Annotated in this window: 23 protein-coding genes; 15 read left to right on the top strand and 8 right to left on the bottom strand. The window is 47.0% G+C overall.

The annotated features are described in order from the left end of the window. Positions 1-10: 10 nt before the first annotated feature. The 3 genes from OXH39_17145 to OXH39_17135 are packed head-to-tail and all read right to left on the bottom strand — an operon-like array spanning position 11 to position 919. Complete coding sequence (locus tag OXH39_17145) at positions 11-316, bottom strand: hypothetical protein (protein ID MCY3552192.1); 306 nt, start codon at positions 314-316, stop codon at positions 11-13. Further along, a complete protein-coding gene (locus tag OXH39_17140) occupies positions 303-623 on the bottom strand; it encodes a hypothetical protein (protein MCY3552191.1) in 321 nt (106 codons plus the stop codon). Before OXH39_17140 ends, OXH39_17145 begins: the two co-directional genes overlap by 14 nt. Then, positions 620-919 carry a type II toxin-antitoxin system RelE/ParE family toxin gene (locus OXH39_17135; protein MCY3552190.1) on the bottom strand — a complete coding sequence of 100 codons (300 nt, stop codon included), beginning with the start codon at positions 917-919 and terminating at the stop codon, positions 620-622. Before OXH39_17135 ends, OXH39_17140 begins: the two co-directional genes overlap by 4 nt. Before the next feature lie 182 nt (positions 920-1,101). Here OXH39_17135 and purD point away from each other — a divergent pair, with 182 nt between their 5' ends. The 8 genes from purD (at position 1,102) to OXH39_17095 (ending at position 8,337) form a co-directional block, all read left to right on the top strand. Beyond that, positions 1,102-2,379 carry a phosphoribosylamine--glycine ligase gene (gene purD / locus OXH39_17130; GenBank protein ID MCY3552189.1) on the top strand — a complete coding sequence of 426 codons (1,278 nt, stop codon included), beginning with the start codon at positions 1,102-1,104 and terminating at the stop codon, positions 2,377-2,379. A 96-nt stretch (positions 2,380-2,475) separates the two neighbouring features. Next, positions 2,476-2,994, top strand: coding sequence for a DUF2250 domain-containing protein (locus OXH39_17125; GenBank protein ID MCY3552188.1), 519 nt, complete (start codon positions 2,476-2,478; stop codon positions 2,992-2,994). 93 nt (positions 2,995-3,087) lie between these two features. Beyond that, complete coding sequence (locus OXH39_17120) at positions 3,088-4,287, top strand: VWA domain-containing protein (GenBank protein ID MCY3552187.1); 1,200 nt, start codon at positions 3,088-3,090, stop codon at positions 4,285-4,287. 28 nt (positions 4,288-4,315) lie between these two features. Then, complete coding sequence (locus OXH39_17115; GenBank protein MCY3552186.1) at positions 4,316-4,720, top strand: hypothetical protein; 405 nt, start codon at positions 4,316-4,318, stop codon at positions 4,718-4,720. 37 nt (positions 4,721-4,757) lie between these two features. Next, entirely contained in the window at positions 4,758-5,564 is an 807-nt protein-coding gene (locus OXH39_17110; protein ID MCY3552185.1) for a glucose 1-dehydrogenase, read from the top strand. Between the two features lies 1 nt (position 5,565). Further along, on the top strand, positions 5,566-5,802 hold the full coding sequence (locus OXH39_17105; GenBank protein MCY3552184.1) for a hypothetical protein: 237 nt from the start codon (positions 5,566-5,568) through the stop codon (positions 5,800-5,802). Between the two features lie 235 nt (positions 5,803-6,037). After that, on the top strand, positions 6,038-7,102 hold the full coding sequence (locus tag OXH39_17100; protein MCY3552183.1) for a polyprenyl synthetase family protein: 1,065 nt from the start codon (positions 6,038-6,040) through the stop codon (positions 7,100-7,102). Positions 7,103-7,272: 170 nt separating this feature from the next. After that, on the top strand, positions 7,273-8,337 hold the full coding sequence (locus tag OXH39_17095; protein ID MCY3552182.1) for a tagatose 1,6-diphosphate aldolase: 1,065 nt from the start codon (positions 7,273-7,275) through the stop codon (positions 8,335-8,337). Positions 8,338-8,370: 33 nt separating this feature from the next. Here the strand turns inward: OXH39_17095 and OXH39_17090 are convergent, their stop codons facing one another. Next, positions 8,371-8,841, bottom strand: a complete 471-nt coding sequence (locus tag OXH39_17090) for a hypothetical protein (GenBank protein MCY3552181.1) — start codon at positions 8,839-8,841, stop codon at positions 8,371-8,373. A 170-nt stretch (positions 8,842-9,011) separates the two neighbouring features. On the opposite strand from OXH39_17090, the gene OXH39_17085 reads away from it, so the two are divergent. From OXH39_17085 to OXH39_17065, 5 genes are all read left to right on the top strand, one after another. Continuing rightward, the gene (locus tag OXH39_17085) at positions 9,012-10,214 is read left to right on the top strand and encodes an LptF/LptG family permease (protein ID MCY3552180.1); all 1,203 of its coding nucleotides are present in this window, start codon (positions 9,012-9,014) and stop codon (positions 10,212-10,214) included. A 74-nt stretch (positions 10,215-10,288) separates the two neighbouring features. Further along, positions 10,289-11,350 carry an LptF/LptG family permease gene (locus OXH39_17080; protein MCY3552179.1) on the top strand — a complete coding sequence of 354 codons (1,062 nt, stop codon included), beginning with the start codon at positions 10,289-10,291 and terminating at the stop codon, positions 11,348-11,350. A 3-nt stretch (positions 11,351-11,353) separates the two neighbouring features. Continuing rightward, positions 11,354-11,944: an isoprenylcysteine carboxylmethyltransferase family protein gene (locus OXH39_17075; protein MCY3552178.1), complete on the top strand. Its 591-nt coding sequence runs from the start codon at positions 11,354-11,356 to the stop codon at positions 11,942-11,944. A gap of 113 nt (positions 11,945-12,057) precedes the next feature. Then, entirely contained in the window at positions 12,058-12,735 is a 678-nt protein-coding gene (locus tag OXH39_17070) for a hypothetical protein (GenBank protein MCY3552177.1), read from the top strand. A 149-nt stretch (positions 12,736-12,884) separates the two neighbouring features. Beyond that, a complete protein-coding gene (locus OXH39_17065) occupies positions 12,885-13,574 on the top strand; it encodes a hypothetical protein (GenBank protein MCY3552176.1) in 690 nt (229 codons plus the stop codon). Between the two features lie 64 nt (positions 13,575-13,638). On the opposite strand, the gene OXH39_17060 is transcribed toward OXH39_17065, so the two are convergent. The 4 genes from OXH39_17060 to ggt form a co-directional block, all read right to left on the bottom strand. Further along, positions 13,639-14,586, bottom strand: coding sequence for an NAD(P)-dependent oxidoreductase (locus OXH39_17060; protein MCY3552175.1), 948 nt, complete (start codon positions 14,584-14,586; stop codon positions 13,639-13,641). A gap of 61 nt (positions 14,587-14,647) precedes the next feature. Next, on the bottom strand, positions 14,648-14,974 hold the full coding sequence (locus OXH39_17055) for a Rieske (2Fe-2S) protein (GenBank protein ID MCY3552174.1): 327 nt from the start codon (positions 14,972-14,974) through the stop codon (positions 14,648-14,650). A gap of 204 nt (positions 14,975-15,178) precedes the next feature. Further along, positions 15,179-15,967, bottom strand: a complete 789-nt coding sequence (locus tag OXH39_17050; GenBank protein ID MCY3552173.1) for an SDR family NAD(P)-dependent oxidoreductase — start codon at positions 15,965-15,967, stop codon at positions 15,179-15,181. A 14-nt stretch (positions 15,968-15,981) separates the two neighbouring features. After that, positions 15,982-17,583, bottom strand: coding sequence for a gamma-glutamyltransferase (ggt, locus tag OXH39_17045; protein ID MCY3552172.1), 1,602 nt, complete (start codon positions 17,581-17,583; stop codon positions 15,982-15,984). Positions 17,584-17,976: 393 nt separating this feature from the next. On the opposite strand from ggt, the gene nusB reads away from it, so the two are divergent. Together nusB and OXH39_17035 are read left to right on the top strand one after the other, a co-directional pair. Continuing rightward, complete coding sequence (gene nusB, locus OXH39_17040) at positions 17,977-18,396, top strand: transcription antitermination factor NusB (GenBank protein MCY3552171.1); 420 nt, start codon at positions 17,977-17,979, stop codon at positions 18,394-18,396. Between the two features lie 72 nt (positions 18,397-18,468). After that, complete coding sequence (locus tag OXH39_17035) at positions 18,469-20,283, top strand: NHL repeat-containing protein (protein MCY3552170.1); 1,815 nt, start codon at positions 18,469-18,471, stop codon at positions 20,281-20,283. Positions 20,284-20,368: the final 85 nt, after the last annotated feature.

Below are 20,368 nucleotides of genomic sequence, written 5' to 3'. Positions count from 1 at the left end.
GGGGAGTATGTCAACTATCTGAAGCGGGTTCCTCATCCACTAACTTCGTCTCTATATTGTTGAGACTCTCCGCTATATTTGCCAATACATTGATCTCTTCTGCTATGAAGTAAGCAACAACCAATAACACTGCCCCAGAGAGAACAGAGATCACAAATGCAATCACACCGAATATAAGGTCCGGGGTTTCTCCAAGGTTGGGCGGTAAAGTACCGATTAACTGACGGTCGTGCAGTAAAAAAGTTAATAATTGCGGAAGCTCGGATCCGAAACTTGAAGCCACCAAATTGAGTGTTCTGATTTTACTCGCTGTCATCTTTTAGGGATTCAATTGTGAGTTTGCATCCAAGCGCATTGAGAATAGTTGTAAAGGTGTCAAGATAAGGGCCCTCGTTGCTTGAAAGGATTTTCAACAGTGTTTCTGGTGCTATGGCAGTTCGTTTGGCTACTTCCTCAATTCCACCTTGCGATGCTATAAACGTTTCGAGTGATAACAGAAGTACAGCGGTATCACCATCAACTTGGTATTCTTCAATTGCGAATTGGATATAGTCAAGTGCTTCATCCCAATTGGCAGCAAGTTGCTCTACTACAATATCTCTCCATTTTCGATACTTTCTCATCCTCGTTCCTCCTTATGTTCCAACCAATAGGTCTTTGCACGTTGGATGTCCCGTGTTTGCGTTGACTTATCTCCACCACAGAGCAAAAGGACGATTGTTCTATCCATTTCACCAAAGTAGATACGGTAGCCTGCTCCAAAGTGGAGACGTAACTCAAACACACCACCACCAACAGATTCGCAATCACCAAAATTCCCTTTTTCAAGCCGGTCAAGTCGTCCTCTAATTCTGGTTTGTGTTCTTGTATCTTGAATTGCGTTAAACCATTCCGTGAAAGGTTCACGCCCGTTTTGCATTCGGTAAGTTTCTATTTCTCGTGCCCGTGTGTTGCGCATTGCTGATTTCTTGTTTCTCCATAACCAACAGTTTAAAATGGATGCATCAAGTATAACACATCTGTAGTTATTTTTCCACCTAACTTAAAACCTTTGATTTTCCGAACATTTTATGATACAATACAATCAAAAAGGATATGCGAATGAAAATTCTGGTTATCGGGCAGGGTGGGCGTGAACACGCCCTCGTCTGGAAACTTGCCCAAAGCCCACTCGTTGAAAAAATCTATTGCGCGCCCGGTAATCCCGGCATCGCTCAAATCGCGGAATCTATCCCAATGCCGGATCGGTTCACCGAATTGGCAGAATGGGCAGGATCCGAAAATATCGCGCTGACTGTTGTTGGACCCGAGGCTCCATTGGCTGAAGGGATCGTTGATACGTTCCGCGAACGTGGACTTAAAGCGTTTGGACCGGATAAGCGTGCAGCACGCCTTGAAGCAAGCAAGGATTTCGCCAAACAGCTGATGGTGAAAAATGACATACCGACAGCTGCACACCGTACGTTTACAGATACCGAAGAAGCGATGGCCTATATTGAGGATTACAATGCACCTGTTTTCGTCAAGGCAAATGGACTCGCTGCAGGAAAGGGCGTTATCCCCGGACGTACCTTCAAAGAGGCGTTGCAAGCTGTCACAACTATTTTGGTGGACAAAGCATTTGGTGACGCAGGGGATAGTGTCGTGATTGAGGAAGAACTCATCGGCGAGGAAGCCTCCTTCACAGTGCTTACCGATGGGACCTACTGTCTCCCGCTTGTCAGTTCGCAGGACCACAAGATGTCCCACGATGGTGATACTGGTAAGAACACCGGGGGCATGGGAGCATACTCACCAGCACCTGTTATCACGCCGGAACTGCACGACGATGTGATGCAGCGCATTGTTTATCCGACTGTCAACGGCATGGCGGATATCGGAAGACCCTTCAAAGGGGTGTTGTATGTCGGATTGATGATTACCGATGCCGGTCCGAAAGTGGTGGAATTCAACTGTCGCTTTGGAGACCCAGAGGCACAAGTTCTCTTTCCTCGCCTCAAGAGTGACTTAGCCCCTTTGCTAATCGCATGTATTGATGAAACACTTGAACAGCACGCCGCTGACGTGCAATGGCATGACGAAGCTGCAGCGTGTGTCGTTATGGCTTCCGGTGGGTATCCTGATCCGTACCAAACAGGAGTGGTTATTAAAGGGCTTGAAAATGCCGATGCGATTGAGGGTGTGAACGTCTTTCATGCTGGGACCGGACGGGATGGTGAAAACATCGTAACAGATGGTGGTAGAGTATTAGGTGTGACTGCCGTCGCAGGCGGATTGCACGATGCTATTCAACGGGCGTATCAAGGTGTTTCTGCCATTCAATTTGCCGATGCACATTTTCGGAACGACATCGGATACCGCGCATTGGAACGGGATTGAGACGTTGATATAACTCTCGTTGTACTGCATAGTGGTGCTATGTAAATAAAAAAATGCAACTTAGGTTCATATATGGTGTTGTAATGGGGCAAAGAGATGGTAGATGCATTAACGTACAAAATTGCGAAGTGTTGCGCACCACAAGAGGACGATGCAATTACCGGTTATTTCAAAGAGGACGGCACCATTACTGTCCATGATGCTACGTGTAACGCAGTACAAGGTTTCCGAACAGAACGATTACTGAATGTAACGTGGGATGAGATTCAAAAAACCGAGATGTCAGCGGATTCAGACGCACTCCCACCCGAATTTGCTGAGCTTGATGAAACCGATTACTTTATACTGAAACACCATCAAGAATTGGGAATGGACTACTCTATTGTTGTGGCTGAAACTTTAAGGATTCCGTTGGAGGAGATGCACCAGCGACATCGCAAATTACGGGACCTCGGTGGTTTGAAGCGCGTTGAAGGACGGATTATCCACTATCGCAAGAATATCGTCAAGGGCAAATGGATCAAACATCGCAACCATACCTATTATGAACTGACACCTGAAGGCAAAACGTGGATTCAGGCTTTTGAAAATCAACAAGCTGCGTCAGAAGCGTAGGCATTCAAAATTACAAAACTTATTACTTGTAAATAAATCTATAATTTCAAAACGGACGGCTAAAAAGAGAAACGAAACTCGGAGGGCTTTATCATGTTAAATCATCTGCTGAATTGGGGTGTTGATGCAAAACGACGTAGAAACCGCACGCGCTCAGTTATCCTGTTATCCCTTATCTTACACATGATTTTTGCTATTACTTACCTTTTTCTCCCGATAAATCAGCTCAATCAAGAACAGGCAGACGCACTTGCTGTTGACTTGATTAACGACGCAGAGGCTCCCAGAAAGCGGAAACCGAAGCCGAAACCACCCCTCACGAAAAAAATGTATGATCCCAATCAGCAGCTCGCCAGAGATGCGATGGATAAGAAGATTGAAACCGCTCGGAACAAAGTAGATGAAGTTGTTAAATTCAGTCCACGTGTTGTGATTGAAGATGTGGAAGTTAACAAAGCACCCTTGAGTGAGTTCGTTCCCGATGTTATGACGGATGCAAAATTGCGCGAAGCCGAAGCCTCGAACCTCAGTAGATTAATCGCACAACCCGGACGCACCGATGGACGCGGCCTCGTTACCGGCAGAGTCCGGGCACGCGGAGATGGAATGGGCAGATTCCGTGGTGATGGACAGGGTGGTGGCGATGGACTCCTCGGCGGTGGTGGAAGTAGCGGTATCGCAGATCGACTCGGCATCATTGATTTCCTTGATGAATTTGGAGGCCCCAAAGATGTCGTTTACTGTCTTGATATTTCCGCAAGTATGCAGGCTGCAGGACTTAACAAACTCGAATTGGCTGTTAACTCTATTAAGGACTCCGTGCTAATGCTTGGCAGCCACGATACGTTAAACGTAGTAGCCTTTTCTACACAGGCGCAAGCTATGCACAAAGAGATGCTACCGGCGAACGCCGAGAATATGAAACGCACCTTGAAATACCTTGATAAATTTAGGCCTGAGCGCATTCACGGAAATGTTGGAACAAATATTCTTGCGGCACTTCAAGCGGCACTCGCGCTTGATTCTTCTGTGATTGTTTTAGTGACGGATGGGCTTCCCACCACAGTCAAGGGATCTTCAATTGAAACAAACACGGAGAAGATTCTTGATGCTATGCGCGAGCATAACCGGAATAATGCCGCTATTTATGTCGTCGCACTTGAGATTGACTTGAAACGTTCCCCGGGTGCGCAGCTGCTTGTTTCTCTCATTGAAGAGCACAACGGAAAAATAAAGGTGGTTAATACAGACCTATTGCGTCAATATGCGGAGTCCGAAGGTTTACCGGAGTAGATTAGCCGAAGTACAACGAGGCACACACGTGAGAAAACTAAGAAAATGGCGCGATGTTCTCATTGAAGACCTTACCGCCGACCACGAGGCTGCAATTGGATTTCTTCAAGCAGTATTAGCGGATTATCAAATATACGGGGACTCTGCCGCGTTGATGAGCGCGCTCCAGGCAGTTATAGACGCACAAGGAGGAATCCCGGAACTTACCAAGCAAACCGGAATGGATCCACAAACGCTCTTGGACGCACTTTCGGGTGAGGCGGCACCGCGCGTTGATATGTTCCTAACTATTCTTGCCGCGCTTGGATATCGGCTTTCAATTGAACCCATAGAGAACACAGATTTTCATTCAGCGCGTGTCGGTGTGGATACCCGGATTGCACCACCAAAGGGTATCAAACCCGATATGGCACGCGCCACAGACAACAAATAAGATTGGGCGGAATAAACCTGATTAATCGGAGTGAAATATGAATCAAAAATCCGCTATAGCCACTGTCCAACAATTTCAGTTGGAAGGCAAGGTGAGCCTCGTCACCGGGGCAAGTCGTGGCATTGGGCTTGCGATGGCGGAAGGGCTTGCAGGTGCAGGTTCTGAACTCGTCATCGTGGGTAGGAAAATAGAGACACTAACCCCCATCGCTGAACAGATTGCTGGTGAGACTGGCAGAAACGTCCTCCCAATTCAGGCAGATGTCAGCAACCTTAACGAAATTGATGCCCTCGTTGCCCAGACAGTGGAAACTTTCGGTAGACTTGATGTGCTCGTCAACAACGCCGGTGTCAATATACGTAACCCTGCGCTCGAATTCACTGAGGCGGATTGGGATTTCGTTACAGATGTTAATCTGAAAGGTGCGTTCTTTCTCGCGAAAGCCTGCGGGAATGTAATGCAGCGGCAAAAATCGGGGAAGGTCATCAACACGTTATCGCTTACCTCAGCGATTGGGCTGCCGACGAGTGTCGCCTATACAGCAGCGAAGGGCGGACTCCTCCAATTGACAAAACTGCTTGCGGTAGAGTGGGCGGAACACAACATTCAGGTCAACGGTATCGCACCCGGTTTCATCCGAACCGAGATGACTGCCCCCGCACGCGAGGACAATCGAAACCGGTGGATTCTCAATCGCACTCCGGCAGATCGATGGGGTGAGCCTGAAGACTTGGCTGGCTTGACAATCTTTTTTGCGTCTAATGCCTCCGACTTTGTTACTGGACAAATGGTCTTCGTTGATGGCGGGTTCATGGCAGGTAGTGACTGGAGGCGACAGTCCTAAGATGGAAAAAGATGCCGACATGGCGCAAGCCGAAAGTTCCGCAGCATTGGTGGAAGTTGAGCAGATCCTACACGAATTCAAACTGGAAGACGTTTCACTCTTTGACCATGCGCCTGTTCTACGTATACAGGTCTCGGATGCCCAATTTGAACGTGCCCTTCAATTGCGGGAAACCTTAGTGGAGCGGATAAAACCATTTGGGTTCCGTTTCGTCGCACTCGATTTGGATGAATTGTAAAGTATGAGCAGTCGGTAATCTCTACTGTGGTTTTCAATTGTTTACTTCTTGCGAGGCGTAATGGGATCGAATCCTATTCAACAAAAATTTGATTTTCACCCCATTATATGGTATAATTTTAAAGCAAAATTTGGAAGTCAACGCTTGATGAAGCCTGATGTCCGTGCTTAGGAATCCGATGAAACTATGACAGGGCTGAGTGAAGCAAAAAACGGCGCAAAACGTAAGGAAAGCGATGCAGAAGACTGAACAAGAACCCTCACCCACGAAGCACCTTGTTACAGAATACCTCAGCGATGTTAAAAATAAAGTTGATGCCTGTATTTTCGAGTTCTTACCGACCGACCACGAGCACCCGGATGTACATCAGTTGTACCAGATGATGTTAGATTACCCACGCCGCGCCGCAAAAGGGTTGCGTCCTGCTCTCTGCATGCTCATGTGTGAGGCGTTCGGTGGGGATACCCAGCGCGCCGTTAACACCGCCGCTTCACTTGAACTCCTCCAGAATTGGCTCCTGATCCACGATGATATTGAAGATGGTTCCGAACTCCGCAGGGGTGAACCGTGTCTCCATCAAAAGCACGGTATCCCGATGGCGATCAACGTCGGCGATGCCCTTCATTGTAAGATGTGGGAGATGCTCCATCGGAACACTGACATTCTCGGACATCAACTCGCCTTTCGCATTTTATCTGAATTCATACAACTCAGTAACCAGGTCGTTGAGGGACAACATATTGAGTTAAGTTGGGTGAACGATAACCGCTGGAATCTTGATGAGGATGACTACCTGACGATGTGTGTCCAGAAAACTGCGTGGTATACCTGTATCACGCCGTGCAGGGTTGGGGCAATCATCGGTGGCGCAAATGAGACGGAAATAGATGGACTCGTAGAACTCGGCAAAGAGATCGGAGTCGCTTTTCAAATTCAGGACGATGTCCTTAACCTCATCGGCGATGTTGGCAGATACGGAAAAGAGATTGCTGGGGACATTAGTGAAGGCAAACGGACCCTTGTTCTCATTCATCTTATCAATGCCTGTAGTGCTGCTGAGGCTCAGCATATAATTGACATCATGGCGCGTCCGCGTGATGAGAAAACCGAGGCAGAAGTCGAAAGTGTCCTCCACCTCATGCAGAAATATAAATCAATTACCTACGCACAACAGCGGTCTCAAGCACTCTTACAGGAAGCCGCTGGACGTTTTAAAAACAATTTTGCCCATCTCCCTGATGGACGGGCGAAGCAGCTATTTTTCTCTTTAATTCGTTTTTTCGTTGAACGTGAATACTAAATGGTCATCGGTTTTCGGTTGTCAGTTTTCAGTCACGTTCTTGTGGCGGGCAGATACGTTGTCACTACTACACATTATCTCTTAACTGAAAACTGAAAGGTTTTTCGCAGAAAAACCGAATTCTCACTGCGAAGCAAACTGATGACTATTGAAAAAGGAGAAGTTAATTAATGAACGATATTTCCTCTGGAAAATTGCGGGGTATCATGAAACTCGCCGATGCGAATGGTCGGTTTAAAATGATGGCGATTGACCAGCGCGGTTCTATGGTACAAGCCCTTGCAGATGCACTGGATAAGGACAAAGGTGATGTTCACTACGACGATGTCGCAGCACTCAAAACTTTGATAACCCGCGTCCTTTCCCCGAACGCCACCGCGGTTCTTACCGATCCTATCTACGGACACCCCTACTCTATCACCGAGATACCGCGGGATGTCGCATTGCTGCTGGCTTATGAAGAATCGGGTTATGTCAGTGAAGGCGTTGGCGAAAACGAACGCCTCTCTAATCCGATCGCAAACTGGAGCATTGCTAAAGCACAGCGCGCCGGAGCAGATGCGATTAAACTCCTTGCTTATTACCATCCTGATGCCTCTTCGGAAACCCTCAAGCACCAACAAGCCTTTGTGCGCCACGTCGGAGATGAGTGTGAAAAACAGGATTTGCCCTTTTTGTTAGAATTAGTCAGTTACGCCCTTGAAGGCACTACGAAAAGCGTCGCCTTCGCAAAACAGAAACCCGATCTTGTGATTAGGAGCGTCGCTGAATTCACAGATCCGAGTTACAAGGTTGACATCCTGAAATTAGAATTTCCTGCCGATCTGAAATACACAGCAGATTATCAGGATGCTAATTTTTATGCGGGAGATTCGGCGTACGAACTCGCTGAAGTGAAGGAAGTCTGCCAGAAATTGGATGAAACCTCAACACTACCCTGGGTCATTTTGAGTGCTGGCGTGGATATTGAAGAGTTTATCGAAAACGTCAACCTCGCAGCTGGGGCTGGGGCAAGCGGTTTCCTCTGCGGAAGGGCAATCTGGAAAGATGCTGTTCAATACTATCCTGATACCGGTGCGGTCACACAGTTCCTTGAAAATGAGGCGACGACAAATTTCGAGAACGCAAACGCCGCAGCGGAGAATGCGTTGCCGTGGTTTAAACATCGCCAGTTCGGTGGTGTCCAAAACGTTCAGGTTGCCAAGCAGTCCGCAACGTGGTACCAAGATTATTAGGCAGTATTAACACTCGTTGGGTTAACGTCGTTTTCATGGCGCGGCATTTTCAATCTTCTTAAAGATTTTTTTCGCAATACGGAGGGTTGTTTCCTCGGGAACCCGCCCTCCGACTTCCGCGACCAGCACAACGACAGTCTGGTGGACGAACAGGAAATTCGCTCCAGCCTGCCACACAACGTTACCCAGTCCGTGTTTGTTGTTCGGCGGAGGTTGATAGATAGAATCGCGTCCACCCAATTTCATCACAGTCTGTGCTGAAAGCCGAAATCTGCCTTCATCAGCCGCCGTGCATGCCTCATCGTGTGACTCGAAGAACCAGTAGTTAATGGCAACCTGCTGCGCTGCTGTGTTATTCAACCACCATCTGTCGCGCCAACCCAAGTGCGCTGTAGGCGGCTTCGGGGCTGTTGGAGAATAAAGTTCTTGGGCAGAAGCATGGCGTGCTGCTACATCAGTCAGATCGTCGGTTGTGAGTTGAATGGATTCCAACGTAAGTTCCATATAGATATAATAACATCTCTGTAACGAAATTTCAAATTAAATGAAGATTTTTCCGATAAAAGTCAACTCATAGAATAAGAGAGCAATATCGGCTTATAGTAAATCAATAATTTTTTGAAACCTATTGACTGGCATACCTGCCACGGAATGTTGACAGCTGCACCAAGGCCATGAGAATATTAGCACGGTATATACTTAAAGAATTTTTTCCACCTTTCATAATAGCACTTATCTGTTTTACCTTTATCCTCATCTTTGATGATCTTTTCCGATTGACGAATCTTTTTGTCAAGAAGGGGATAAGTCCGCTTTACCTCGTTGAATTGCTCATCTATGTGATGCCAGCGACGATTGTACTCTCTCTTCCGATGGCGGCTTTGGTCGCGATTTTGCTCGCACTTGGAAGATTGTCTACCAATAATGAAATCATCGCCATGAAAGCGCACGGTGTCGCTTTCCATCATCTCATGCTACCCTTTTTAGTCGTTGTTGGGCTATTGAGCATCGTTGATCTTGTATTGATGGACTATGCCCTACCACAGGCAAACCTTGCTTACGCTGCGCTCAAACGCGATATCCAAAGGCACAATCCAGCCTTCGTTTTAGAAGAAGCCACTGTCATGAAAGAGTTGGAAACAGAAGGCAAGCTGTGGATGTACGAATCCACAGATCGAAAGAGTGGACGCATGCAGAACGTCAAAATATGGGATGGTATTTGGGGCGGGCGCCCTCGGTTCAGCCATGCACAAGAAGCCACCCTCGGTTTTGAAAATGGTAGGGCAATGCTTACGCTTTATGATGGACGCACTTACGAACCCACAACCGATAATTCAGACGGATATCGCGTAACAAAATTCCAGCAGCAGAACCTCGCTCTTCAGTTGACTGAAGATCTCGAACGCGGCACATTTCAGAACCAAACACCACGATCAATGCGTATCGCTCAACTTGGGGCATTCGTCGATACGTTAGAAGGTGCGCTACAAACGAGCAAAAATCCCGAATTTACCCTTAAGAAACTCCGTTTTGCACAGGTTGAGTATCATAAAAAATTCTCTATTCCCTTCGCATGTCTGGCATTTGGATTAATGGGGATACCTCTCGGATTGATGGTGAAACAGAGTGGAAAAATGATTGGATTTGGCATCGGTTTAGTTGTGATTTTGGTTTATTATTTGTTGCTTCAGGTCGGTCAAAGCACAGGTTTGAATGGTATACTGTCTCCTGTCCTTGCTATGTGGCTTCCAAATATCGTTATCGGTGTGTTCGGTATTGCGCTAAGCATCCGTGTGATGGGCGAAGGGAAACTGCGCACTTGGCGCGATCGCGATAGAAAGTTACCCATTGTTGTTAATAGGAAAGCCGAATCGTAAACGAGACCTCCCGTCGTGTACAAACGCAATTTTCAACCCTGTAAAATCGAAGATATTTTATTTTAGGACACACCTTGAATATTTTAGATCGGTATCTGCTTCGTGAATACCTCAAAGCTTTTCTTGTTGGACTTCTGTTCTTTATAGCCTTACTGATTGTCGTGCGTTTATTGGATAAGGACATCAAGAAGTTTGATGATGATGTCGCTTACATGACCGCTGTTAAAATTGTTCTTTTTCAAGCACCGCGCCGGATTATGGAAGTCGTGCCTGTTGCAGCGTTTGTGGCTGTTTTTTTTGTGCTCGGTAGGATGATCCAAAGCAACGAATTCGATGCGATGAAGGCGGGCGGTATGAGCGTTTACCGGCTCCTCGCACCCGTCTTAATTGTGACACTTCTTATCTGTGGACTCTTTGCTGTCTTTTACAATCGCGTTGCAGCACCCGCTTTTCATGAAGCGCAGCTCTTGCAAAATAAAGTAAGACCGCGTTACGGTAGGAACATTGTTTTCAAAGGTAAAAACAACCGCCTCTTTTATTCGCAGCGGATTAACTTAGATGATCGTGAAATCCAGCAGCTCACTATCTATGAGTATAACGCAGAAGAGGAACTCGCTCGCATAACATTCGCAAAATCGGCAACATGGACACCTACACAATGGAAACTCGCCAATGGCTACATCCGGCATTTTGAGAAAGGCATTGAGGTCGGTTATGAGGATTTTGAAACGCATGCTATTGAACGCTACGAGGATCCTGCCCGTTTTGTCGGAAGTGAAAAGGATCCCAGGGCGATGACTATCAAGGAACTTCGTGAGCAGATCTCCTACAAACAAGAAGCCGGTCAGATTTCACGCAAGGAACAGGTTAAGTTGTATCACAACACAGCATATCCGTTCGCCGCTGTTGTCGTTGTTATGCTTGGCGCGCCCATTGCCATTCGCCTTGGTAGATCGGGTTTTTTTGCAGGCTTAGTGATTGCTTTTTTCCTCTCTTTTATCTATTGGGCACTTTCCTTCGCAACGCTCCAAGGATTAAGTGAGGGGGGCAAACTCCACCCCTTTCTTGCCAGTTGGGGACCAAACATCCTATATGCTGTCGTCGGCGGTATCATGATCTGGCGCACACCGAAATAAGATGTGGGAACAAGGAAAATTAGAAAAATCGGCAACTTTTTCTTCAAAATCCGCAGTTTTACGCCTATTCCCTTTATTTTTGCCCTGCTCTATTTCGCAGCTCCGGTGTGGTACACGGTCGCAACTGGCTTGCTTTTTATTGCTGCAGGTGAATTTCTTCGGATATGGGCAGTCGGATATGCGGGTGCATCCACCCGTGCCAGAACCCTCGGTGCTGCCCGCGACCTCGTCACAACGGGTCCATATTCATACGTCCGTAACCCCCTTTATCTCGGTAACTTCCTGCTCAGCCTCGGTGTCTGTCTCGTCGCGAATGTCTATTGGCTTGTTGCCGTGCTGATTGTTGGTTATTTCTTCCAATATCTCCCGATTATTGCTGTCGAAGAGGCATATTTGCTGGAGTCTTGTGGACCCATCTATCAAACATATCAGGAACGTGTGCCTCGCTTGATCCCTCAGTTTCATTCCTATCCAGATGCGTCTCCACACGATTTTTGTTTCGCACGCGCTATAAAAAGTGAAAAGCGGACCTTAACGGCGATCGTCTGCGTTGTCGGGTTAATTTTCGCGAGACAAAGTACTAATCTGTTTTAGATATTCAGGTGTGTTTTCCGCATAAGACTTGAAACACTGTACGCTGCAGATTTAAAAAAGATGTCAATAACCATGACTAATTGATGCAGTAACTTTTCGGTAAAAGAAACGCAATGTTTGATAAGATAGAAAAAGTATCGAAAATAACATGGAAAACAATAGTCCTGAATCCATTGATTTTCGGGACTATGGCAATTCCATCGGATAGCGACAGTGCTTTCTTATTGATTTGCACTGGTGTTGCCGTGGCTTTTTCAGGTTTAATGGTGCTCGGTATTCCGCGTGTGCCTCGTTCTGTATTTTTTGGTTGCTATGTTATGTTTGTTTTAGGGTGTGGTATTGGAGGGGTGGGGCTGGCTAACCTATTAGAACGTCAGTTCCCCAATTTTCCAGATGTGAGTCAATGGGAGTGGGTCCAGTGGTTACCTTCGGCTTTCGAGAATCTGGCAATTTTAATATGGGTTTACATTGTCCTGAACATATCTCCTGTAACCCGTTCTTTGTCTATTAGCGCAATTCTCGTCGCTGCTGCGGCTGGGTATTCGCTCACTTCTGATGCCCTTGCAATAAGGGATGCCCTCGTTTTCGGTGTAACTCGCGAAATCGCAGACTGGGAACAGGCAATGGAATTTCTTTTGAACGGTTGTGCATTAACAACTTGGGCACGTCTCGTCATTAGGAAATTGGCTGCTACTTCAATGGAAGAGTTCGTTGGAAAGTGTACCCTGATTGTTGGGGTTGTTTCGATTTTAGGAGGAATTTTTGGGATTCTGTGGGACATCTTTTCGTGATGCCTAAACTCGCAATCTTCTTGACCTTGTTTGCATAATAGTGTATCATGAAAAACGATGATGTTGTTCGACTTTCAAACGTATGTTCACAGGTGAGCGCGAATAGCCTGAAGCATACAATTTTTCAGAAACAGAAGGAGACACATCTTATGAAAAAAATATGTTTCTTATTCATGGTTCCGTCCATCTTCCTGATACTGTTCGCTCTGCCTATTGACATCGCCTCGGCACGAGCGTTTAACAACGATTTTGAGACAGGAGACCTCACCGATTGGGAGAAAGAAGGAGAGGCATTCGATTTCCAACCCACTTGGGGAGATAATCCAACGGCACGAAACCGTGGGCAACCCTCTCAACATCAGGGAGATTGGTGGTTAGGTTTGTATGAAAAGTTCCAGGGACCGGATAAAGGGAAGAAACTCGGACAGAATCCAGGTCAAACGCAAGGCGATGGACCTCAGGGCACCCTGACCTCAATTGAGTTCACCATTATAGGCGAAACGATGAATTTCCTTATTGGTGGTGGAAACCATCCTTGGGATAAAGCCCCTGCTCCATGTTGTGTTAATCTTGAAATTAAAGGCAAGGTTGTACTGACCGCAACTGGGAATGCTACCGAAACAATGACTCGGAAAGAATGGGATGTCTCTGAATTTAAAGGTAAGACGGCTCAAATCGTTGTTATTGATAACAACAGCGGCGGATGGGGACATCCGAACTTTGATGATATACACCAAGCGGATTCCAAGGGGAATAATATTCCTTGGGAACGGGTTCTATCTGTTGATGCTCGAGGAAAATTGGCTGTCACTTGGGCACAGATGAAAAAGTATTATTAGTTTGAGAATCAGACAGCACAAGCATTTTTCATTGCTTAATGGGCGGACATGTTCCGCCCTACAATCATATCTGTGCTAATCCTGCCCGCTCTCTAAAACGGTTCAACGTTTTCAGAATCCCCTGTTCCATAGTGTAAGCCGGAACAAATCCCACTTCTTCAGCAATAGGTGTTGCGTCATAATCCCATGAGATGCCGAACACACCGGGTTCTAACGTAATTTCAGCATCTGGGACCAGCGTTTTGAGATATGCCACCCCTTCTTTGACCGGTCGGATGCCACCCTTTACGTTGAAAACGCGTGTCTGTGTTGTCGGGCAGGTGCATGCCATGACGATTGAACGGGAGACATCCTCCACATACTGCCAATCCACTGCATCATCACCAAATGGACACGTATGTGGTTCACCCATTGCCACCGCCTCGATCATCTGTGTCGTGAACGAACTCATTCCGCGCGTTCTACCGACACCATAGACAGCAGTAAACCGAAGTCCGATTGAATCAACGCCATAAGCATCGAAATAGTGCGTCGCGTATTTTTCATTGAGGGATTTACACGCACCGTAGATGAACTTAGGATAGTGTGGGGCATCGTTGAGGATTTGTTCGTGATTGTAATCCTCTGGTGCGCCGAAGACAGCGACGCTACTTGCCCAAACAACACGTTTGAGTTTGAAAATACGCGCCGCTTCCAATATATTGATCGTGCCTTCACAGACTACCTTTAACGCTTCCGGTGGATTTGCATTGCACGCCGGTACCTGCCATGAGGCGAGATGAATAACTTGATCAATTTCGTGTTCTTGGATAGTCCGTAAGATGTGCGGTAGGTCCGTAATGTCACCCTGCACAAAGGTGAACCCTTCAATCTGTTCGTCCGTGAGGACCATCTTTGGAATGGTTAGGTCGTAAGCAAAATCGTAAACAACTACCTTTTCACCGGCTGCCAACAGGTCGCGGATGACATAAGTACCGATGCATCCCATGCCACCGGTGAGCAGATACGCCATAATTTTTCTCCTTTTCTTCAATGGGCGCGATCGCACGACCGCGCCCCTTATCCAAATAGTGCTAACTCGCTTGGAGAGGTGTTTCGACATCTACGAGAATATCTTCACCCTCTACCTTAACAGCATAGGTGGGTAATTTTTCTTCACCTGGCCACACGCATTCACCTGTTGTCACGTCGAATTCCCACATGTGAAGTGGACAGGTAACACAGTTATTGTCTAAAAAGCCGTAACTCAAAACACCACCGAGGTGAGGGCAGATATTGTTCATGGCGTAGTATTCACCCTTTACATTGTAGATGCCGATGAAAACGCCTTCAACTTTCACACCGAGACATTTACCGGGCTGAATCTGGTCGGTTGTCGCGGCTTTTACAAATTGTGACATAATGTCTCCATTTTTTCGTGTCTCTTACAAAACACAAAATTGAAATCGTATCAGAAAACGCTCCTGAAATTTTCCGATTGGTGCCATCACTTCTGAAGGAGTTCGGCCCCAGGCTTTGGTTTCGGAATAAACCAGAACCATCTGGCACCGAAGCCCACTTGCTAAATCACACGAAAAATTTGTTTTACTTATCCTGTATGATACCTATGCGTCATCCATTGGGTACAGGCTACAGCCGCCATCTACGAGCAGCGTTGTCCCAGTCATATAATCTGCAGCAGGACTACACAAAAATAGAAAGGCGTTTGCCACCGAATCAAGCGGTTGCATAACGCCGAGTGGAATCGCTTTCTGTGCCCGGGCGCGGTAGATTGGATCCGTATCCCACTGTTGTTTTGCAAGTCCAACGCTGACGATTCCCGGCGCGACCGCATTTGCGCGAATGCCTTTGTCTGCTAATTCACGCGCAAAGGAGCGCATTAACTGTTTCATCGCAGCCTTGCTTGCGTTATAGGGGCCAATCTCTGGCCACGGCACATCAGCAACCCAAGATGTCGTAAAAATGAGTTGTCCTTTAACACCATCTTCAAGCATTGAACGGGATGCAGCACTGCCGAATAAAAACGCCGTTCGGGCATTGACCGCCATTGTCTCATCCCACTCTTCTGCTCTGTATTCCAACAAGGGTTTCGGAATTACCATACCGATATGACACAACGCGACATGGATAGGTCCGAACCTTTCGCGTGCGCCATTTACCAACATGTCGGTTTCATCGGTGTCCGTTAGATCTGCCTTAACGTAGTTTATTTTCTCTATGTCAAGGCCGTTTTGACCGAGCCGGTCTGTTGCCTGTTGATTTGACAGAATGTCGTTTACCGTTACGTCCGCCCCGTGTGCCATCAATTTTTTGACGATTCCAAGCCCAATCGCACCACACCCACCCGAAATTACGATATGCACTCCTGCGAGGGCATCCTCGCGAAAAACCATTGTTAGATCTCCTATTATTTCGCCATCACTTTTCCTTCGCCTCGTGGATCCGTGCCGCCATCTTGGTAAGTCCCATTTTCCCAGAGACGAATACCGTGTCCCGGTCCACCGATCCCCGCACTTGCTGTGATTTCGTGCCCCAAGTCCCGCAATGCTTTCAGCGTTTCTTCACCCGCACGTGGTTCGACCTGGATCGGTTCAGCACCATCGGTATGAAGTCTCGGTGCGTCTAATGCCTTTTGGATTGGCACTTGTAGGTCAAAAAGACTGACGCTGATGTTAAGCTGGTTATTTGGAATGGTCCTGCCACCCGGTATACCGTAGGTAGCAAAAGGCATACCCTCTCGCGTGGCGAGAAACGGAGCCATATTATGGAGCGGGCGTTTTCCAGGTCCGACAGAGTTCGCAAGTCCAGGTCTTGGGTCAAAGCGTCCAACACCGTGTCCGAAGAGCAAACCTGTTCCTGGTACCGTCACCATTGAACCGAATCCGCCACCGTGCGTTTGCGTTAGCGATACCATATTCCCTTGTGCATCCGCCGTGGAGATATGACTTGTGCAATTCATCGGTTCATGATAGACGACTTCTCCGGGTTGCGGGGATTCAAGTCCCGCCTTCAGTTTTGCGCTGAGTGTAGCCGTGAGACTATCCGAGAGTTCTGTTTCAATGTCTATGTCAACGACGCGCGGGTCACCGAATCGACGGAGCCTTTCGGGCCAGCAAACTTTCATCGCTTCAGCAAAGAGGTGAAACCTTTCAGGAAGGGACATCGCCGTCAGATCAAATTCCTCTATTAATCGGAGCATCTGTAGGGTCGTCAGTCCACCGGCACCGAGCGGTGCTGTATAGACCGAGTAGCCGCGATACTCGATTTTGTAAGGTTGTGTGGTAAAAGGACGGTAATTCTGCAGATCATCCGAGGTTAAACATCCGCCGAGTTCCTGAATGTGATTTGCGATTGTTTCGGCAATTGCGCCTTCATAGAACGCAGCAGATCCACCTTCAGCGACCGCCTCCAAAGTTCGAGCAAGTTCAGGATTGGTGAGTCTTTCCCCTTTCTGCGGTGGTTTCCCATTTTTGAGAAAAACCCGTGCCGTTTCTGGGAAGTCCTGTTTCCATCGTTCCGCATTCCCTGCTATCCCACCGCGGTTCGCACTGTTCGGTGCATAGCCGTGGCGTGCAGAGTTGATAGCAGGGCGGAGTACATCCGCGAGAGGCAGACTCCCAAACTCCTCTAATGCCAAACACAAGCCAGCAACAACGCCCGGCACCCCGATAGATAATGGACCGTGAACGTTTACGCGGCCCGGCACTCGGTAACCTGCGGGTACATCGGGAGCATTTTCGATCGTAAACATATCTTCGGAGGCAGCAGCAGGTGCTGCTGTGTTGTAATCTATAGCGATGACATCTTCCGTTTTCCTGCGATAGATAAGCGCGCAACCACCGTATCCCGCTATACCGTTATGCGAAGGTTCCACGACACCCTCCGTAAAGGCAGCAGCCACAGCGGCATCAACGGCGTTCCCACCGGCAAGCAGCATTTCAAACCCTGCCTGTGCGGTGCGAGGGTGTGGTCCAGCAACAGTACCATAGTCTTTTTTGTATGAATTCACAAGTCCTTTCCTTTCGTTGAAGGCTAATACGTGGCATTTTAAAAGTTTTTGACAGAATTGTCAAGTATTTCAGACATTGCATCTGCTTTTTTTTTACTTACCAGTAAAATCTGCAATTAAAACGTCTTTTTTCTTGTGGATTTTCAAATCTCACCAGCGATTATACTTGAAGTTTTGTCCACTTCGACATTTTTCAAGAACTATTCGGTTTTCCTTGGCTCCGATTTACCATTGATAGACGCTTTCCTTTAGGGGGTTACTCACGGATGGCTGACTGTCTCTTCCATTATTTTTGTTTGACATCCGCTCTAAAATCTTGTATAATACAGGGAGCGTCTATAGTGGAAATCCTTCACACGTTAACAATTTAGATTTGAAAAGTCAGGACTCGTAATGTCTTCTCGTAGACAATCTCGCATCGTTGCGATGCAAATGCTGTATCAAATTCAACTCACCGACGCACCGGTGTCAATTGTCATTGAGCGGTTTTGGCAGAGCCAGGACACGTCAGTAGACCTCCGTCCATTTGTAGCGCAACTCGTTGAGGGCACCACCGCCCATCTGGAAACAATTGATACAGTACTTCAAAACACATCCAAAAATTGGAAGCTCCACCGAATGCCTGTCGTAGATCTTTCTATCCTACGATGTGCAACCTATGAAATCCTCTATGTCAGTGACATTGATGCGGCGACCTCAATTAACGAGGCTATTGAAATTGCCAAATCCTACAGCACCCCGGATTCGCCAAAATTCATCAACGGTGTCTTGGACGGTATACGGAAAAAACAACCGGATGTTCCTGAGGACTAAAATATCTGATTACAGAACAGACCGCATGTCGAAAAAAAATAAGAAAGGCCAAAGGCGCGTAGAAACCAGCAAATGTTTAACCTAAAAAACCTAACGTTTTGTCTGCTGTTCCTTGTTCCAGTGTACGTACCTGCTGCACAAGAATACAAATTTGTTGGCGAGTTCGGTGAAAAAGGGGAAAGCAAAGCACAGTTCGCGAAAACCTTGTTCATGGCATTTGGACCTGACGGTGCCGTCTACGTGACGGATACGGATAACTTCCGAATTCAGAAGTTCAATGAAATTGGGAGATTTGTATTTGACATCCAGATGGAGAAGGGAAGTGAGTTTCGGTTCATTAATCCTACCGCTATTGCTGTCGGCATGGATAGCAGTATCTATGTAATGGATTGGATGTTCGTGCAGATTTCGGACCCTAACCTCCAAACAACATCGGGGCCCAAAATCTTTAACTACGGTCCGTGTATCCATAAATTTGACGCACACGGCGTATTTGTCGCAAGTTACCCGATTCAAGATTTGAGCCAGCGAATAAAAACACTTGAAACCGCTGCACCCGGCTTGGATGCCGATGGCAATTATGCGCTCATTATTCCACAAGGCGACACGAAACGGACATTTTTGTTAGCAATAGATGCTCACGACAATCTCTATGTTTGCGACAGCGATGTCCCGAATAAAACCGTTGTCAAACTGGATGCGAACGGCAAACGGATTGCCCAATACCCTCTCGCCCAACCCGGGGTGGGACACCTCATGCATCCGGCGGATATGACGGTGGATAAAGTCGGAAATCTGTATATTGTTGATGAGAAGGGGCATCGGGTGTTGAAATATAGTTCCGATGGAAAGTTCTTAAACGCTTTCGGTGAATACGGAGATGCATCTGGAAAATTTATAGCACCTTTCCGAATAACAGCATTGACAGATGGAACACTCCTTGTCGCTGACACGGCGAAGTACCTGAAGGATTTCGTTTCTACGCTTCCGAGGCGACTTGACGATCCGATACGATACTATGGTAATGATGCAAAGTTGTTTCGCTACCGGTTACGACGTATCCAACGATTTACGACAGAGGGTGTGTATACACAAAAATTGCTTATCCCGTTTCGGCGAGAAGTTGAAACCGATGTTGCTCTCCAACTCAAAGGGATTGACGGAAGTGGAAACCTTTATTATCTGAACCCAGCAAAATTGCGGTTTAGGAAGTACGCACCGACGACATCCTTGATATCTTCGATGTTCCAGACGGAGCTTAAACTTCGCTACACACGCGATCTGCACGACGTTGAAATTGACAATCAGGATGATTTAGACGCGGATCTCTATACCAAATCCGATTTTGATGAACAGATTATTCGAGATGCTGCATACGCAAATTTAATCTTCTCTTACGATTTCAATGAGGCGTATCGCATCGCATTATCCAATCGACTCACTTACGTTCGGATGACCGATACGAGTTATTATCGCGCCCGAGATTTTGAAGACTTTCGCGGACGATTCAATCAAGATGACAGGGCAACTGAAAACTCTTGGGATGACCGGATCCAGATTGACTTTACATGGATACGCGATCACCGCCTTTATAATTATCGCGAGGCGCGGGCATTTGCATACTTCAGCCTCATCCGCCTCGATTTCATAAACGATGCCCTCGACCCTTTCAATCTCCGATTCTTTGACTTCAACGCGAATCTCTCCGATTGGGGCGCGGGTTTACATTATGACTTAAGCCGGACGTTCCGCTTGAATTTTGAAATCACACATTTCTTCGGCAAGAATCGGTACACCTATATTGACGAAACGAATGTCCTCTACGCCACCGGTTTTCAGGAAGGAGACCTGACGCGCGCTGTTTTGTTTATAAATGGGATCTTTTAAAACGGTTGCAATATATTTCAAAATTAGATATTATCAATCTACCCGTCAAAACCCCATGCTTTAGCTTGGGGATGTAGACGGGCGT

The organism is Candidatus Poribacteria bacterium, assembly GCA_026702755.1.
GTDB lineage: Bacteria > Poribacteria > WGA-4E > WGA-4E > WGA-3G > WGA-3G.
This window is presented reverse-complemented; position numbering and strand designations above follow the sequence as displayed.

What these genes read in the sequence shown, in the direction of transcription:
- OXH39_17145 (MCY3552192.1), bottom strand. Translation starts at nt 316, where the DNA reads ATGACAGCGAGTAAAATCAGAACACTCAATTTGGTGGCTTCAAGTTTC.
- OXH39_17140 (MCY3552191.1), bottom strand. Translation starts at nt 623, where the DNA reads ATGAGAAAGTATCGAAAATGGAGAGATATTGTAGTAGAGCAACTTGCT.
- OXH39_17135 (MCY3552190.1), bottom strand. Translation starts at nt 919, where the DNA reads ATGCAAAACGGGCGTGAACCTTTCACGGAATGGTTTAACGCAATTCAA.
- purD (MCY3552189.1), top strand. Translation starts at nt 1,102, where the DNA reads ATGAAAATTCTGGTTATCGGGCAGGGTGGGCGTGAACACGCCCTCGTC.
- OXH39_17125 (MCY3552188.1), top strand. Translation starts at nt 2,476, where the DNA reads ATGGTAGATGCATTAACGTACAAAATTGCGAAGTGTTGCGCACCACAA.
- OXH39_17120 (MCY3552187.1), top strand. Translation starts at nt 3,088, where the DNA reads ATGTTAAATCATCTGCTGAATTGGGGTGTTGATGCAAAACGACGTAGA.
- OXH39_17110 (MCY3552185.1), top strand. Translation starts at nt 4,758, where the DNA reads ATGAATCAAAAATCCGCTATAGCCACTGTCCAACAATTTCAGTTGGAA.
- OXH39_17105 (MCY3552184.1), top strand. Translation starts at nt 5,566, where the DNA reads ATGGAAAAAGATGCCGACATGGCGCAAGCCGAAAGTTCCGCAGCATTG.
- OXH39_17100 (MCY3552183.1), top strand. Translation starts at nt 6,038, where the DNA reads ATGCAGAAGACTGAACAAGAACCCTCACCCACGAAGCACCTTGTTACA.
- OXH39_17095 (MCY3552182.1), top strand. Translation starts at nt 7,273, where the DNA reads ATGAACGATATTTCCTCTGGAAAATTGCGGGGTATCATGAAACTCGCC.
- OXH39_17090 (MCY3552181.1), bottom strand. Translation starts at nt 8,841, where the DNA reads ATGGAACTTACGTTGGAATCCATTCAACTCACAACCGACGATCTGACT.
- OXH39_17085 (MCY3552180.1), top strand. Translation starts at nt 9,012, where the DNA reads ATGAGAATATTAGCACGGTATATACTTAAAGAATTTTTTCCACCTTTC.
- OXH39_17070 (MCY3552177.1), top strand. Translation starts at nt 12,058, where the DNA reads ATGTTTGATAAGATAGAAAAAGTATCGAAAATAACATGGAAAACAATA.
- OXH39_17065 (MCY3552176.1), top strand. Translation starts at nt 12,885, where the DNA reads ATGAAAAAAATATGTTTCTTATTCATGGTTCCGTCCATCTTCCTGATA.
- OXH39_17060 (MCY3552175.1), bottom strand. Translation starts at nt 14,586, where the DNA reads ATGGCGTATCTGCTCACCGGTGGCATGGGATGCATCGGTACTTATGTC.
- OXH39_17055 (MCY3552174.1), bottom strand. Translation starts at nt 14,974, where the DNA reads ATGTCACAATTTGTAAAAGCCGCGACAACCGACCAGATTCAGCCCGGT.
- OXH39_17050 (MCY3552173.1), bottom strand. Translation starts at nt 15,967, where the DNA reads ATGGTTTTTCGCGAGGATGCCCTCGCAGGAGTGCATATCGTAATTTCG.
- nusB (MCY3552171.1), top strand. Translation starts at nt 17,977, where the DNA reads ATGTCTTCTCGTAGACAATCTCGCATCGTTGCGATGCAAATGCTGTAT.
- OXH39_17035 (MCY3552170.1), top strand. Translation starts at nt 18,469, where the DNA reads ATGTTTAACCTAAAAAACCTAACGTTTTGTCTGCTGTTCCTTGTTCCA.